Source organism: Mycobacterium sp. PSTR-4-N, assembly GCF_022348085.1.
GTDB lineage: Bacteria > Actinomycetota > Actinomycetes > Mycobacteriales > Mycobacteriaceae > Mycobacterium.
In genome coordinates this window covers 99,859-112,043 of record NZ_JAKRFN010000022.1, presented here as the reverse complement: position 1 = coordinate 112,043, position 12,185 = coordinate 99,859, and the positions used below count along the sequence as shown (strand labels likewise).

At 68.4% G+C, this 12,185-nt stretch carries 14 protein-coding genes; 8 read left to right on the top strand and 6 right to left on the bottom strand.

Features of this window, described 5'->3' with window-relative positions:
- Positions 1–169: 169 nt before the first annotated feature.
- Complete coding sequence (locus tag MHN84_RS23925; protein WP_241206998.1) at positions 170–1,297, bottom strand: adenylate/guanylate cyclase domain-containing protein; 1,128 nt, start codon at positions 1,295–1,297, stop codon at positions 170–172.
- Between the two features lie 32 nt (positions 1,298–1,329).
- Between MHN84_RS23925 and MHN84_RS23920 the strand changes: the two genes are divergently transcribed.
- The 3 genes from MHN84_RS23920 to MHN84_RS23910 are packed head-to-tail and all read left to right on the top strand — an operon-like array spanning position 1,330 to position 2,747.
- On the top strand, positions 1,330–1,842 hold the full coding sequence (locus MHN84_RS23920; protein ID WP_241206997.1) for a DNA-deoxyinosine glycosylase: 513 nt from the start codon (positions 1,330–1,332) through the stop codon (positions 1,840–1,842).
- Positions 1,843–1,846: 4 nt separating this feature from the next.
- Positions 1,847–2,284 carry an HIT family protein gene (locus MHN84_RS23915; protein ID WP_241206996.1) on the top strand — a complete coding sequence of 146 codons (438 nt, stop codon included), beginning with the start codon at positions 1,847–1,849 and terminating at the stop codon, positions 2,282–2,284.
- Positions 2,285–2,288: 4 nt separating this feature from the next.
- Complete coding sequence (locus MHN84_RS23910) at positions 2,289–2,747, top strand: nitroreductase family deazaflavin-dependent oxidoreductase (RefSeq protein WP_241206995.1); 459 nt, start codon at positions 2,289–2,291, stop codon at positions 2,745–2,747.
- Here MHN84_RS23910 and MHN84_RS23905 read toward each other — a convergent pair.
- The gene (locus MHN84_RS23905; protein ID WP_241206994.1) at positions 2,744–3,793 is read right to left on the bottom strand and encodes an LLM class flavin-dependent oxidoreductase; all 1,050 of its coding nucleotides are present in this window, start codon (positions 3,791–3,793) and stop codon (positions 2,744–2,746) included. The genes MHN84_RS23910 and MHN84_RS23905 overlap by 4 nt on opposite strands.
- Positions 3,794–3,808: 15 nt before the next feature.
- The gene (locus MHN84_RS23900; protein WP_308192987.1) at positions 3,809–4,651 is read right to left on the bottom strand and encodes a uracil-DNA glycosylase; all 843 of its coding nucleotides are present in this window, start codon (positions 4,649–4,651) and stop codon (positions 3,809–3,811) included.
- 128 nt (positions 4,652–4,779) lie between these two features.
- Here MHN84_RS23900 and MHN84_RS23895 point away from each other — a divergent pair, with 128 nt between their 5' ends.
- From MHN84_RS23895 to MHN84_RS23880, 4 genes are all read left to right on the top strand, one after another.
- Positions 4,780–5,457, top strand: a complete 678-nt coding sequence (locus tag MHN84_RS23895; protein ID WP_241206993.1) for a sensor domain-containing protein — start codon at positions 4,780–4,782, stop codon at positions 5,455–5,457.
- A 28-nt stretch (positions 5,458–5,485) separates the two neighbouring features.
- Positions 5,486–6,721: an MFS transporter gene (locus MHN84_RS23890; RefSeq protein ID WP_241206992.1), complete on the top strand. Its 1,236-nt coding sequence runs from the start codon at positions 5,486–5,488 to the stop codon at positions 6,719–6,721.
- 10 nt (positions 6,722–6,731) lie between these two features.
- Entirely contained in the window at positions 6,732–8,099 is a 1,368-nt protein-coding gene (locus tag MHN84_RS23885; protein ID WP_241206991.1) for an FAD-binding oxidoreductase, read from the top strand.
- 99 nt (positions 8,100–8,198) lie between these two features.
- Positions 8,199–8,993: a DUF1906 domain-containing protein gene (locus tag MHN84_RS23880; protein WP_241206990.1), complete on the top strand. Its 795-nt coding sequence runs from the start codon at positions 8,199–8,201 to the stop codon at positions 8,991–8,993.
- Here MHN84_RS23880 and MHN84_RS23875 read toward each other — a convergent pair.
- The gene (locus MHN84_RS23875; RefSeq protein ID WP_241206989.1) at positions 8,987–9,277 is read right to left on the bottom strand and encodes a hypothetical protein; all 291 of its coding nucleotides are present in this window, start codon (positions 9,275–9,277) and stop codon (positions 8,987–8,989) included. The genes MHN84_RS23880 and MHN84_RS23875 overlap by 7 nt on opposite strands.
- Here MHN84_RS23875 and MHN84_RS23870 point away from each other — a divergent pair.
- Complete coding sequence (locus MHN84_RS23870; protein ID WP_241206988.1) at positions 9,276–10,055, top strand: IclR family transcriptional regulator; 780 nt, start codon at positions 9,276–9,278, stop codon at positions 10,053–10,055. The genes MHN84_RS23875 and MHN84_RS23870 overlap by 2 nt on opposite strands.
- A gap of 6 nt (positions 10,056–10,061) precedes the next feature.
- Here MHN84_RS23870 and MHN84_RS23865 read toward each other — a convergent pair whose 3' ends face one another.
- Both MHN84_RS23865 and MHN84_RS23860 read right to left on the bottom strand, forming a co-directional pair.
- Positions 10,062–10,994, bottom strand: a complete 933-nt coding sequence (locus tag MHN84_RS23865) for a hydroxymethylglutaryl-CoA lyase (RefSeq protein WP_241206987.1) — start codon at positions 10,992–10,994, stop codon at positions 10,062–10,064.
- Positions 10,991–12,184, bottom strand: a complete 1,194-nt coding sequence (locus MHN84_RS23860) for a CaiB/BaiF CoA-transferase family protein (protein ID WP_241206986.1) — start codon at positions 12,182–12,184, stop codon at positions 10,991–10,993. Before MHN84_RS23860 ends, MHN84_RS23865 begins: the two co-directional genes overlap by 4 nt.
- Between the last annotated feature and the right edge of the window lies 1 nt (position 12,185).

Genomic DNA, 12,185 nt, shown 5'->3' with positions numbered 1-12,185 from the left:
ATCAACGCCACCACCAGGCTCGTCAACGCCCGCGGCTACGGCCACCACTCCGCCCAAACACTGGCCGCAATGATCTACCTCTGCCGCGGCGGACTACACCCCCAGCTACCCACAAAAACATGAGGAGACGCACACTAGTGCGAAGGTCTGACAAAAATGGCGCCGCTGACTACTCCCCGTCCGGCTCCGCCCGGCGGGCGCGGAACAACTTCACGTCGGCCTTGAAACCCTTCAGATGCCGCGCGCCCGCGAACGACCACGTGAACCGCTCGTCGTCGCCGATCGCCTCGCGGGCACTCTCGGATACCAACACCGATCCCGGTCGAGCCGCGCTGGTGACGCGGGCCGCGAGATTCACCGGACTGCCGAACCAGTCCCCCTCGCGACTCACCGCCATCCCGGTCGCCAGTCCGACGCGCAGGCGCGGGAAATCCCCGTCGTCGTCAGTTGCGTCGACCAGTCGGAGCACCGCCTCCAGCAGCGCTACCGGCTCCGGACTGACCAGCATCACCTCGTCACCGATTGTCTTGATGAAGCGGACCGGCGCGACCGCGACCTCACGCGTCATATCGGCCAGCCGCTGCGCCAACCTTTCGAGATCCTCCGGCGGTAGTGCCTCACCGAGCTTGGTGAATCCGACAAGATCGGCGAACGCGATCGTGACCTCCCGCGCCCCCGGAAGATGGTGCCCCTCCGCGCGTTCGGTGGCGTTGACGGCCTCGGTCTCGATCGCGTGCCGCAACTGCAGCAGCAGCACGTCCTGGATCAGCGGTCCGAGCAGCGGCGCCAACTCCGAGACGAGCTTCTCCGATGCCTGCGCGATCTCCAGTTCCGTTGCGGCCGGCCGCAACACGGCCGCCAACGCCGCATAGCGCATCGCCTCGGCCGCCCGCGCCACTCCGTCTCCGAGCAGCCGGGTGATCTGCACCAGTTCGTCGGGATCGATACCCGCGGCCAGGAAGTCCCGAGTGGATTTGGCCGCCTCGGCGTCGGCGCGCAACAGTACCGCCGCGTCCGCGTCCTCGATGCGCGGCAGGCCCATCGCCCGCTGAATCCGCTCGAACAGCGCGAGGTCGACGTCGTACTTCTCAGCCGCTTCCCGCGCCGACACGTACACGCCGTCGTCGCCGATCACCCGCCGCGAGGCGAGCAGCATGGGCGACGAGCTGGCCCGGATCTGCTCCACGCTGACCCCACGCTTCAACAGCCACGGGATCAGCTCGGCCCGCTCGGCGCGCGCATCGCCCTCCAGCCCGTCGAGCAGCCCGCTCGCCTCCACATCGACGTCATCGGCCACGCGCTCAACCTACCGTGCGCTACACAGGAACCATGGCGTCTCCGATCGTGCACAGCTTTCCACCGCTCGTCGGGGACCGTCCCGAGGTCGTCATCCTCGGAAACATGCCCGGTGTCGTATCGCTGGAACAGCACCGGTACTACGCCCATCCGCGCAACGCGTTCTGGCGAATCACCGCCGCCCTCTTCGGATTCGACGCACACGCACCCTACGACGAGCGCGTCCGTCGACTCACCGACGCCGGTGTGGCCGTGTGGGATGTGCTCGCGTCGTGTCGCCGGCCCGGCAGCCTCGACTTCGCCGTCGAGCCGGCCAGCATGGTGGCCAACGATTTCGACGCGTTCTTCGCCGCACACCCCCGCATCGATCGCGTGTACTTCAACGGGGCTGCCGCGGCGAAGAACTACCAGCGCCTCGTCCATACGACGAAGTCTTTGCCCACTACGCGACTCCCGTCCACCAGCCCCGCGCACACCGCACCGTTCGAGACCAAGCTGGCTGCCTGGCGCCAGATCATCGAGCCAATGGCACAGTCGCTACCGTGAGCGGATGTCCTGCGTCTTCTGCGCCATCGTCGCCGGTGAGGCCCCGGCCATCACGATCCACGAGGACGACGACCTCCTGGCGATCCTCGACATCCGCCCGTTCACCCGTGGCCACACCCTGGTGATCCCGAAACGGCACACCGTCGACCTGACCGACACCCCGCCCGCGACGGTGGCCGCGATGGCGACGCTGGGTCAGCGCATCGCCAGGGCGGCGCGGGCGTCCGGCCTGCACGCCGACGGCAACAACATCGCGATCAACGACGGCAAGGCCGCCTTTCAGACGGTGTTCCACATCCATCTGCACGTGGTCCCGCGCCGCGACGGCGACAAGCTGTCGTTCGCGAAGGGCATGCTGGTGCGCCGCGACGGCGACCGGGAAGAGACCGGACGACTCCTGCGCGAGGCACTGGCGCAGATCGACGCCGCCGAGTTGGATTGACCAGATGAACATCTCCCAGTGGGTCGAGCAGAACGTCGGCATCCGGCTGCTGATGCTGCACGACTCCCTTTACAAGCGCACCAATGGTCGTATCGGCCATCGCATTCCGCTGCCCGGCGTCCCGCCGAGCCTGCTGCTGCACACCGTGGGCGCCAAGACCGGTAAGCACCGCACCAACACGCTGTCGTACTTCCCCGACGGAAGGCATTACTACGTCGTGGCTTCCAAGGGTGGCGATCCCCGCGCGCCCGGCTGGTATCACAACCTCAAAGCGAACCCCGACATCGAGATCAACTTCGGGCCGAAGAAGCTGGCCGTGACGGCGACACCGGTGCTCGCCGACGATCCGGACTATCCGCGACTGTGGGAATTGGTCAACCGCGACAACAGCAACCGCTACAACGGCTACCAGCGCCGCACCAGCCGCAAGATCCCCCTGGTCCGACTAACGCCGAAGAGCTAGAACAGCTCTTTGGCGAGCAGTTCAAGCGTGGCCTCCCGCGCCGGCGAGGTGGCTGGGTCCACGCCGCGGTGTGCGGAAGCGACGGGGTGAACCATCACCTCGTCGACGTCGAACGCGGACGCGAGCTCGCGGACCTGCGCGGCGGCCTCCGAAGGGCTTCCTACAACCGCTTGCCGTAGACCGTGGTCGATGACGGACTGGGCGCGCGGACCCAGATCGACCGCCTCGGCGTCCTCCACCAGATCGACGGCCGCCAGCGGTGCTCCGGTGCGCAACCGCGCCATCATCTGCAGGTTGGGCAACACCAATCGCAGTGCCTCATCGCGGGTTTCGGCCACCACCGCGTTGACGGTCAGGAACGTGACCGGCTCGGGCGTCAACTCGCTGGGCCGGAACTCGTCGCGATAGGTCTGCAGCGCCTCCGCGGTGCCCTGGCCGGAGAAGTGGTGCGCGAACACATAGGGCAGACCCTTCGCCGCGGCGAGGTGCGCCGAGTACATCGATGAGCCCAGCAGCCACAACCTGGGCTCCGATGCGGCCGCCGGCGTGGCTTTGAGGATGTAGTTGTCCCTCATCAGGTCGCGCGGCAGAGCGACGCGCACTCCCTTACGGCCCATCAGCGCGACGACATCGTCGAGGTACTCGGGGAATGCCTCGATGTCGCGATCGTCGCGACCCGCGGCACCACGCAGCGCCATCGACGTGACGGGATCGGAGCCCGGGGCACGGCCGATGCCCAGGTCGATGCGGCCGGGGTGAGCGGCCTCGAGCAGCGCGAACTGCTCGGCCACCGCCAGCGGCGCATGGTTGGGCAGCATCACCCCGCCCGAGCCCAGCCGCAGCGCCGACGTGTGCGCAGCCAGGTGTGCCAGCAGGACCGGGGGGCTGGTCGCCGCGACCGACGGCATGTTGTGGTGCTCGGCCACCCAGTACCGGGTGTAGCCGAGGCGATCGGCGGCCTGGGCCAGGCGCGTCGTCGCGGCCAGCGCATCCGAGGTGGTCTGGTCGGAGCGGACGGGGACGAGGTCGAGGACAGAGAGACGCATTGAACGTGTAACGCCTCAGGGCCCCGCGACGTTCCCTTCTGTGCGGGCGCGGATGAAGATCTCGTCCATCATCGCCGGGGTCAACCGGCCGGTGAAGGTGTTCTGCTGGCTGGGGTGATAGCAGCCCAGCAGCACGATCTCGCCCTGCGGGGGGTGCAGGGCCGCCGTCAAGCCGTGCCCGAACTTGGGGGCGGGAGTTCCGACGGTGGCGCCCGCGCGACGGATCATCGCCAGCGCCGCCTGCCACGCGATGCCACCGAGTGCGACGATCACCCGGACGTAGGGGCCGACCAGGCGCCACTCCGCGTCCAGCCACGGCGCGCACGTGTTGCGCTCGACCGGGGTGGGCGCGTTGCCCGGGGGCGCGCACCGGACCGCAGCGGCGACGCGAATATCGTTGAGCGACAGCCCGTCTCCGCTGTCGACGGCCACCGGCTGATTCGCCAGCCCGGTGCGGTGCATGGACGCGAACAGGAAGTCGCCGGATCGGTCACCGGTGAAGACGCGGCCGGTGCGGTTGGCGCCGTTGGCCGCGGGGGCGAGCCCCACGACCAGGATGGCCGGCCGCGTCGAACCGAACCCGGGCGCGGGCCTGCCCCAGTACGGCTCCTCGGCGAACGACTTCCGCTTGACCACCGCCACCTCTTCGCGCCACGCCACCAGGCGGGGGCACGCCCGGCACACCGACACACCGGCATCCACCTGCTTCACCGTCGTGGCTGCGGACGCGAGTGCGGCCACCTCCGCCGGCGACCCGGCCACCGGCGTGCGCGTTGTCGCGGGATCTCCCGGCCATCCCGAGCCAGGGCGCACCGGCGACTCGAACGGTCGGCCCGTGCGGGGGTGAGGCAACCTCACCGGTCGACCAGTTCGTTACCAGAAAGCACAGTTCATCGTTACCACGAAACACCGTTTACCTCACCTGTCCGGCGGGCAGTACGGCTCACCATGGATCGCCTGGGAACCCGAGCGAGGTGGGGAGAATCATGCGACGAGCGAAAGCGGCCGTCATCGGCATCTGCATCCTGGTGACGGGGTGCGGTGCGACCGTCAGCAACGCCGAGTCGCCCGCGCCCAGAACGATGATCCCGCGCCCGTTGACCGAGCGGGAGCTCCCCAAACTGCTGCTGACCCCCGAACAGGTGGCGCACACGATGGCGTCGCCCCCGATGACGGTGACCGAGTCGCAGTCGGCGATGTCGGACAACAGCGCGATCATGGCACCGCCGGAGTGCCTCGCGCTCGACGGTGCCGCCGAGGCGGCCGTCTATTCGGCCAGCGGCTTCACCGCCGAGCGGGATCAGAGCCTCAACGACGGCGACGCGTTCAAGCACTACACCAAGCAGGCCGTGGTGCTGTTCCCCTACCTCGAGAAGGCCGCCGAGTTCTTCGACGCGTCGGTCCAGCAGTGGCCGGCCTGCCATCAGTACACGCACACCCAGAGCGGAACGACGTGGACGGTGGGCGAGATCCGCAACGCCGACCACGTCCTGAGCACGGTGTCGACCCTCCAGGAGGCCGCCGCGCCGGGCTGGGGATGCGGACGGGCGCTCGCCCAGGCCAACAACGTGATCGTCGACGTCAACACCTGCAGCGCGAATCCGGCCGATACCGCGGTCGCGATCGCCCAGCAGATCGCGGCCAACGTCGCCGCGACGTGGTAGCCGACGAGGAGCTTGCTACCGTGCGGCGATGAGCCGGCGCGGCCCCCTGCTGCTGATCTTGTTCGCCGCATTGATGGCGGGCGCAGGCAACGGCATCTCGCTGGTCGCGTTCCCGTGGCTGGTGCTGCAGCGCACCGGCTCCGCGCTGGACGCCTCGGTGGTCGCGATGGCCGGGACGCTGCCGCTGCTGGCCGCGACGCTGATCGCCGGCGCCGCCGTCGACTTCCTGGGCCGCCGCCGCGTGTCGATGATCTCCGACGCCCTGTCCGCGCTGTCGGTGGCCGCGGTCCCGGTGCTCGCTCTGCTCTTCGGGGTGCAGACCATCAACGTCGCGGTGTTGGCCGGATTGGCTGCTCTCGGTGCGCTTTTCGATCCAGCGGGGATGACGGCGCGCGAGACGATGCTCCCCGAGGCCGCCCAGCGGGCGGGGTGGACGCTCGATCACGCCAATTCGTTCTACGAGGCGGTGTTCAACCTGGCCTACATCGTCGGGCCCGGAATCGGCGGTCTGCTCATCGCCACGCTGGGCGGGATCAACACGATGTGGGTGACCGCGGGCGCCTTCGTGCTGTCGATCGCCGCCGTCGCGGTGTTACGGCTCGAAGGGGCGGGGACACCCGATGCGTCGGCACGCGAAGGCGGAGTGTGGGCCGGCATCGTCGAGGGACTGCGCTTCGTGTGGCGTCACCGGGTACTGCGCACGCTGGCGTTCGTCGATCTCGCGGCGACGGGGCTCTACATGCCGATGGAGAGCGTGCTGTTCCCGAAGTACTTCACCGACCGCAACGAGCCCGCCCAGCTGGGCTGGGTGCTGATGGCCCTCAGTGTCGGTGGACTGGTCGGCGCGCTGAGTTACGCAGTGCTGTCGCGGTTCACCCGGCGCCGCACCGTGATGATGGTCGCGGTGCTGACCCTAGGGGTCGCGATGACGATCATCGCGTTCCTGCCGCCGTTGCCGCTGATCCTGGTGCTGTGCGCGGTCGTGGGCTTCGTCTACGGCCCGATCGCCCCGATCTACAACTACGTCATGCAGACCCAGGCGCCGCCGCATCTGCGCGGGCGCGTCGTGGGCGTGATGGGATCGCTGGCCTTCGCGGCCGGGCCTGTCGGACTGATCGTGGCCGGACCGTTGGCCGACTCCGCCGGACTGCAGGCGACGTTCCTGGCACTGTCGCTGCCGATGCTCGCGCTCGGCGTGGCCACGCTGTTCCTGCGGCCATTACGAGAGCTCGATCGCGGGTCGCAGCCCGGACAAAGCTCGTAGCATCGATCGAGTGGCTTCCGATGTGCTCGACGACCTGACCGCCTCGCTGCCCGAGGGCACCGTTGTCACCGACCCCGACATCGTGGCGTCGTATCGGCAGGACCGTGCCGCGGACCCGAGCGCCGGCACACCGATGGCCGTGGTGCGACCCCAACGCACCGAGGAAGTGCAGACCGTCCTGCGCTGGGCCAGCGCCCACCGTATTGCGGTCGTCCCCCGCGGGATGGGCACCGGATTGTCCGGCGGCGCAACGGCTCTCGACGGAGGGATAGTGCTCTCGACCGAGAAGATGCGCGACATCTCGGTCGACCCGGTCACCCGCACCGCCGTCGTCCAGCCCGGGTTGCTCAACGCCGAGGTCAAAAAGGCCGTGGCCGAGTACGGGTTGTGGTACCCACCCGACCCGTCGTCGTACGAGATCTGCAGCATCGGCGGGAACATCGCCACCAACGCCGGCGGCCTGTGCTGCGTCAAATACGGCGTCACCACCGACTACGTCCTGGGTATGCAGGTGGTGCTCGCCGACGGCACCGCGGTGCGACTCGGCGGTCCCCGCTTGAAAGACGTTGCGGGACTGTCGTTGACGAAGCTCTTCGTGGGCAGCGAAGGCACCCTGGGAGTGGTCACCGAGGTGACACTAAAGCTGCTGCCCGCACAGCACGGCGCCTGCACGGTGGTGGCGTCCTTCGATTCGGTCGAGGCGGCGGCGCGCGCCGTCGTCACGATTACCGGCACGATCCGGCCGTCCATGCTCGAGTTCATGGATGCCGTGGCGATCAACGCGGTGGAAGACAAACTGCGCATGGGACTGGACCGCAACGCCGCCGCGATGATGGTCGCCGCGAGCGATGATCGCGGACCCGCCGGCGCCCGTGATGCCGAGTACATGGCCGAGGTGTTCACCGAACACGGTGCCACAGAGGTCTTTTCCACTTCCGACCCCGAGGAGGGTGAAGCCTTCGTCGCCGCCCGGCGGTTCGCGATCCCCGCGGTGGAAGCCCGGGGGTCACTGCTGCTCGAAGACGTCGGCGTACCGCTGCCCGCGCTGGCCGATCTGGTCGGCGGCGTGGAGAAGATCGCCGCCAATCACGACCTGATGATCTCGGTGATCGCGCATGCCGGCGACGGCAACACCCACCCGCTGATCGTCTTCGATCCCTCGGATGCGGCGATGGAGCAGCGCGCTCAGCAGGCGTTCGGCGAGATCATGGACCTCGCGGTCTCGCTGGGCGGCACGATCACCGGCGAGCACGGGGTGGGCCGGCTCAAGAGACCGTGGCTGGCGGGCCAGCTCGGGCCCGAGGTGATGGAACTCAATCGGCGGATCAAGATCGCCCTCGATCCGCACGGCATCCTCAATCCCGGCGCTGCGTTCTGACGAGCCGGACATAACTCGAGTTACGCCGACATCGGTCGGAGGCTCAGCCCTCCCGCGTGGCACCACCGATATCAGGAGTCACACGGTTAACATCACGCCGTGTCTGATCTGCCCGACGCCCGGCGCACCCGAGCGGTGTCGCGGCGTGATGCACTGCGCTTCGCCGCCGCCGCGTCCGCCGGCCTGGGCGCCGCCGCCCTCGGTACGGGCGCCCCCACGGCGTCGGCAGCAGCCCCCACGCTGATCGACTTCGCCGCCGCACAGATTCCCGCCGAGGCCATCCGCGCCGCCGGCCACGCCGGAGTCGTCAACTACGTGTCGCTGTCGCGGCCCGGATCGAACTTCGGCGCCAAACCGATCACGCTGCCCTACGCGCGCTCGCTGAATGCGCAGGGCCTCGTGATCGTCAGCAATTACCAGTACGGAAAGCCCGGCGGTACAGCGCCGTCCGACTTCACGCGCGGGTTCGCCGGTGGCGTCGCGGACGCGAAAACCGGCTGGGGCCTACACACCGCGGCAGGAGGCGGACGCAGCGCGCCGATCTTCTTCACTATCGACGAGGACATCAGCCGCGACACCTGGACCACCGTGGCCCTGCCCTGGTTTCGGGGCATCAACTCGGTGATCGGAGTGCAGCGCACGGGCGTGTACGGCGGCATCGACGTGTGCCAATGGGCGATCGCCGACGGTGTCGTCGGCGCGTCCAGCGTGCCCGGGTACCGGTGGGCCTGGCAGACGAAGGCGTGGTCGGGCAACCGCATCCACCCGCAAGCCGTGCTCTACCAGCGCATCGTGGACACGGCGTCGAACCCGGGCCCGTTGGTCGGCGGCATGCGCGTGGACGTCAACGACGTGATGGCCCGCGATGTCGGGCAGTGGAACCTGCATCAGTGATGCCAGCTGCGTATCCCATCGATGAGGATGCGCAACAACCCTTCTCGGTGCACCGGATCGCGATCGCGTTGCTCGCGTATCCAGGCGATCGCTCCCGCCACGTCGATCACATTGCCGGGCTCGACATCCTCGCGCAGACGATCGAGCGCACGCAGGCTCCGACCGACACCTCCGGGGTGCGTCAGCGGATCCGAAGGCGGCGGCTCGCGGTATGGCGGCCGGAACGTGGCCATTGTGCTCAGGACGGCTGGTTGCAGCATCGTGGACCGGTAGATTCGAGACATGGCCCAGGGTGATGCCGCATCGAAGCAGCAGCCGCTGCTGGTTCTCGGGAAGATCACCGAGATCCTGGACGCCTTCACGCTGGAGCGGCCGGCGATGACGCTCGGTGAGATCCAGCAGGCCACCGGACTGCCCGCCTCCACGGTGCAACGACTGGTCAGCAATATGGCCACTCAGGGTCTGCTGGACCGCGCTGGTGACCAGATCCGCATCGGCGTCCGCGTCGCCTACTGGGCCGCAACGGCGACGAAGGATCTCGACGTGCTGTCGGTGGTCAATTCGGTGCTCAAGGAGATTCGCGACAAGACCGGCGAGACGGCATGTTTCTTCAAACCCGAACGGGACTTTCGGGTCTGCGTCGCGATCGCCGAGACGCACCATGCGCTGCGCCGCGAGATGTACGTCGGGCATATCATTCCCCTGCATGCTGGTTCGGCGTCACGGGTACTGCTCGCGTGGAATCCCGAACTCGCCGAACGGATTCTGGCGGGCCCGCTCGAGCAACTCGCGGACGGTACCGTCACCAGCCCGGACGAACTCCGTCAGCTCGTCGCACAGGCGAGAGCCGACGGGTACGCGATCACGGCTGGTGAGCGCGAGGACTCCGCGTCGGGGTTGTCGGCGCCCGTGTTCGACGCCGCCGGCGATATTCTGGGCGCGGTGACCATCAGCGGGCCGACGCTGCGGATGTCGCGAGCGCAGTGTGAGGAGTGGGTGGATCTCCTCGTCGGATACGCCGAACAGATCACCCGCACCATCGGCGGCCGCGTACCACGCTGACGGCGCTCAGCTGATCACCCATTCGAAGGCGTCGGCCTTCGATCGGGCACCCTGCACAGTCCGCGACCGGTTCGGCTCGTCCACGTCCTCGAGCAATCGCTCGGTCTCACCCACGAGAGCGGCCAGTACGTCCGGTGTGAACCACGACTGCCTCAGGGCGTACAGGATGTCCTCGGTGGAGGTGTTTCCGCTGGCCCCCGGTGCGAACGGGCATCCGCCGAGACCGCCGAGGGACCCGTCGACCATGGTGGCGCCGGCCTCGACGGCCGCCAACGTGTTGGCGACGCCGAGGCCCCACGTGTCGTGACCGTGGAACACGATGCGCCGCGGTGGAGTTGACGTGCGAACTGCGGCCACGAGAGAGGCGACCTGCGCGGGAACCGCTTGCCCGAGGGTGTCGCAGAGCACGATGTCGGCGGCTCCCTCGGTGCGCAGATCAGCGGCGATGTCGAGGACCCGTTGCGGATCGACCGGACCGTCGAAGGGGCATGTGAACGCCGTGGCGATACACAATTGGACCGCACCGCCGACTCGCTCGGCCCGCTCGATCGCCTCGGGCATAGCGGCGATGCTCGCCTCGGTGTCTCGGCCGATGTTCGCACGGTTGTGCGCGTCCGAAGCCGAGAAGCAGTACTGGAAGTTACGCGCCCCGGCTGCGGCGGCCTTTTCGACGTGCCGCGGTGTCGCGACCCACACCCAGCATCTCGACAGCTCGTCGGGAGTGAGTGCGGCGAGCACGTCGAGAGTGTCCGCCAGGGGCGGGACCAGTTCCGGGCGGGCCATGGACCCGATCTCGAGAGCGGGCACGCCCAGTGCGAGCAGGGTGCGGACCATCTCCACCTTGCGCTGGGTCGGCAGGCGCTTGCCCGTGAGTTGCAGACCGTCGCGCAGGGTCACGTCGCGCAGTTCGACGCCGGGCGCGTACTCGTAGCCGGTCACGCCACGCCTCGCGGGCGGCCGAGCAGGTCAGCGAGCACTTCGTCGGTGTGCGCACCGAGGTCGGGTCCCACGCTGCGGATGGCCAGCGATCTACCGCCGACGACGGGCACGACCCCCGGGAACCCGACCGATGTCGTCCCGTTCCCGGCGTCGACGTCGAACTCTTGAATCATGTTGCGCGCCCTGTATTGTTCGTCGGTACAGATGTCGGCGGCGGTGTAGATGGGACCGCTGGGCACACCCGCGGCATCCAGAGCGGCGAGCGCCTCGTCGCGCGGCAGTGTCCGGGTCCAAGCGGCGATGGCGTCGTCGAGTTCGTCGCGCCGGTCCCATCGCCTCGCGTTGGTCTGCAGCCCGGGGTCGTCGGCGAGGTCGGGACGTCCGATCAGACGCATGAAGCGACCGAAAATCGAGTCGCCGTTTCCGGCGATGATCACGCTGGAGCCGTCGGCGCACGGGTACGCGTTGCTCGGCGCAATGCCCTCCATACGACCGCCGACACGCCTCCTGGTGACGCCGTAGGCGAGGTGGTCGGGCACCAGCGACTCCATCACAGACAACACCGCCTCGTTGAGCGCCACATCGATGACCCGTTGGTGCAGTGGCACATTCGCGCGTTGCCTGTGTAGCAGTGCGGTGACCGTGCCGAACGCCGCATAGATACCCGCGATAGAGTCGCCGATCGACACACCGACCCGTACGGGCGGGCGATCGGGGTCGCCGACCAGTTCGCGCAGACCGCCGACTGCCTCGGCCACCGCCGCGAAGCCCGGCCGCTCCGACATCGGACCGGTCTGACCGAACGCCGAGATGCGCGTGATCACCAGATCGGGGTTCACCCGGTCGAGTTGCTCCGGTCCCAACCCCCACTTCTCCAGGGTGCCGGGCCGGAAATTCTCGAGCAGAACGTCGACGTGTCCGATCAGCTCCAGCACGGTGCGCCTGCCCTCGTCGGTCTTGAGGTCCAGCACGATCGACTTCTTGTTGCGGTTGATGGTGCGGAACAGCATCGACGTGTCGCCGGCGTAGAGCCGCCAGTTGCGCAGTTCGTCACCGGTCCCGGGACGTTCGACCTTGATGACCTCGGCGCCGAAGTCGGCGAGCATGCGCCCGGCCGTCGGCGCGGCGATGTAATTCCCGAGTTCGAGCACGCGGATGCCGGCAAGGGGTTGATAATCGTTGTCAGACATG

Bases quoted from the DNA above. Each gene is read 5' to 3' on its own strand.
- MHN84_RS23920 (WP_241206997.1), top strand. From the start codon at position 1,330: ATGGCGTCTCCGATCGTGCACAGCTTTCCACCGCTCGTCGGGGACCGT.
- MHN84_RS23915 (WP_241206996.1), top strand. From the start codon at position 1,847: ATGTCCTGCGTCTTCTGCGCCATCGTCGCCGGTGAGGCCCCGGCCATC.
- MHN84_RS23910 (WP_241206995.1), top strand. From the start codon at position 2,289: ATGAACATCTCCCAGTGGGTCGAGCAGAACGTCGGCATCCGGCTGCTG.
- MHN84_RS23905 (WP_241206994.1), bottom strand. From the start codon at position 3,793: ATGCGTCTCTCTGTCCTCGACCTCGTCCCCGTCCGCTCCGACCAGACC.
- MHN84_RS23895 (WP_241206993.1), top strand. From the start codon at position 4,780: ATGCGACGAGCGAAAGCGGCCGTCATCGGCATCTGCATCCTGGTGACG.
- MHN84_RS23890 (WP_241206992.1), top strand. From the start codon at position 5,486: ATGAGCCGGCGCGGCCCCCTGCTGCTGATCTTGTTCGCCGCATTGATG.
- MHN84_RS23870 (WP_241206988.1), top strand. From the start codon at position 9,276: ATGGCCCAGGGTGATGCCGCATCGAAGCAGCAGCCGCTGCTGGTTCTC.
- MHN84_RS23875 (WP_241206989.1), bottom strand. From the start codon at position 9,277: ATGTCTCGAATCTACCGGTCCACGATGCTGCAACCAGCCGTCCTGAGC.
- MHN84_RS23860 (WP_241206986.1), bottom strand. From the start codon at position 12,184: ATGTCTGACAACGATTATCAACCCCTTGCCGGCATCCGCGTGCTCGAA.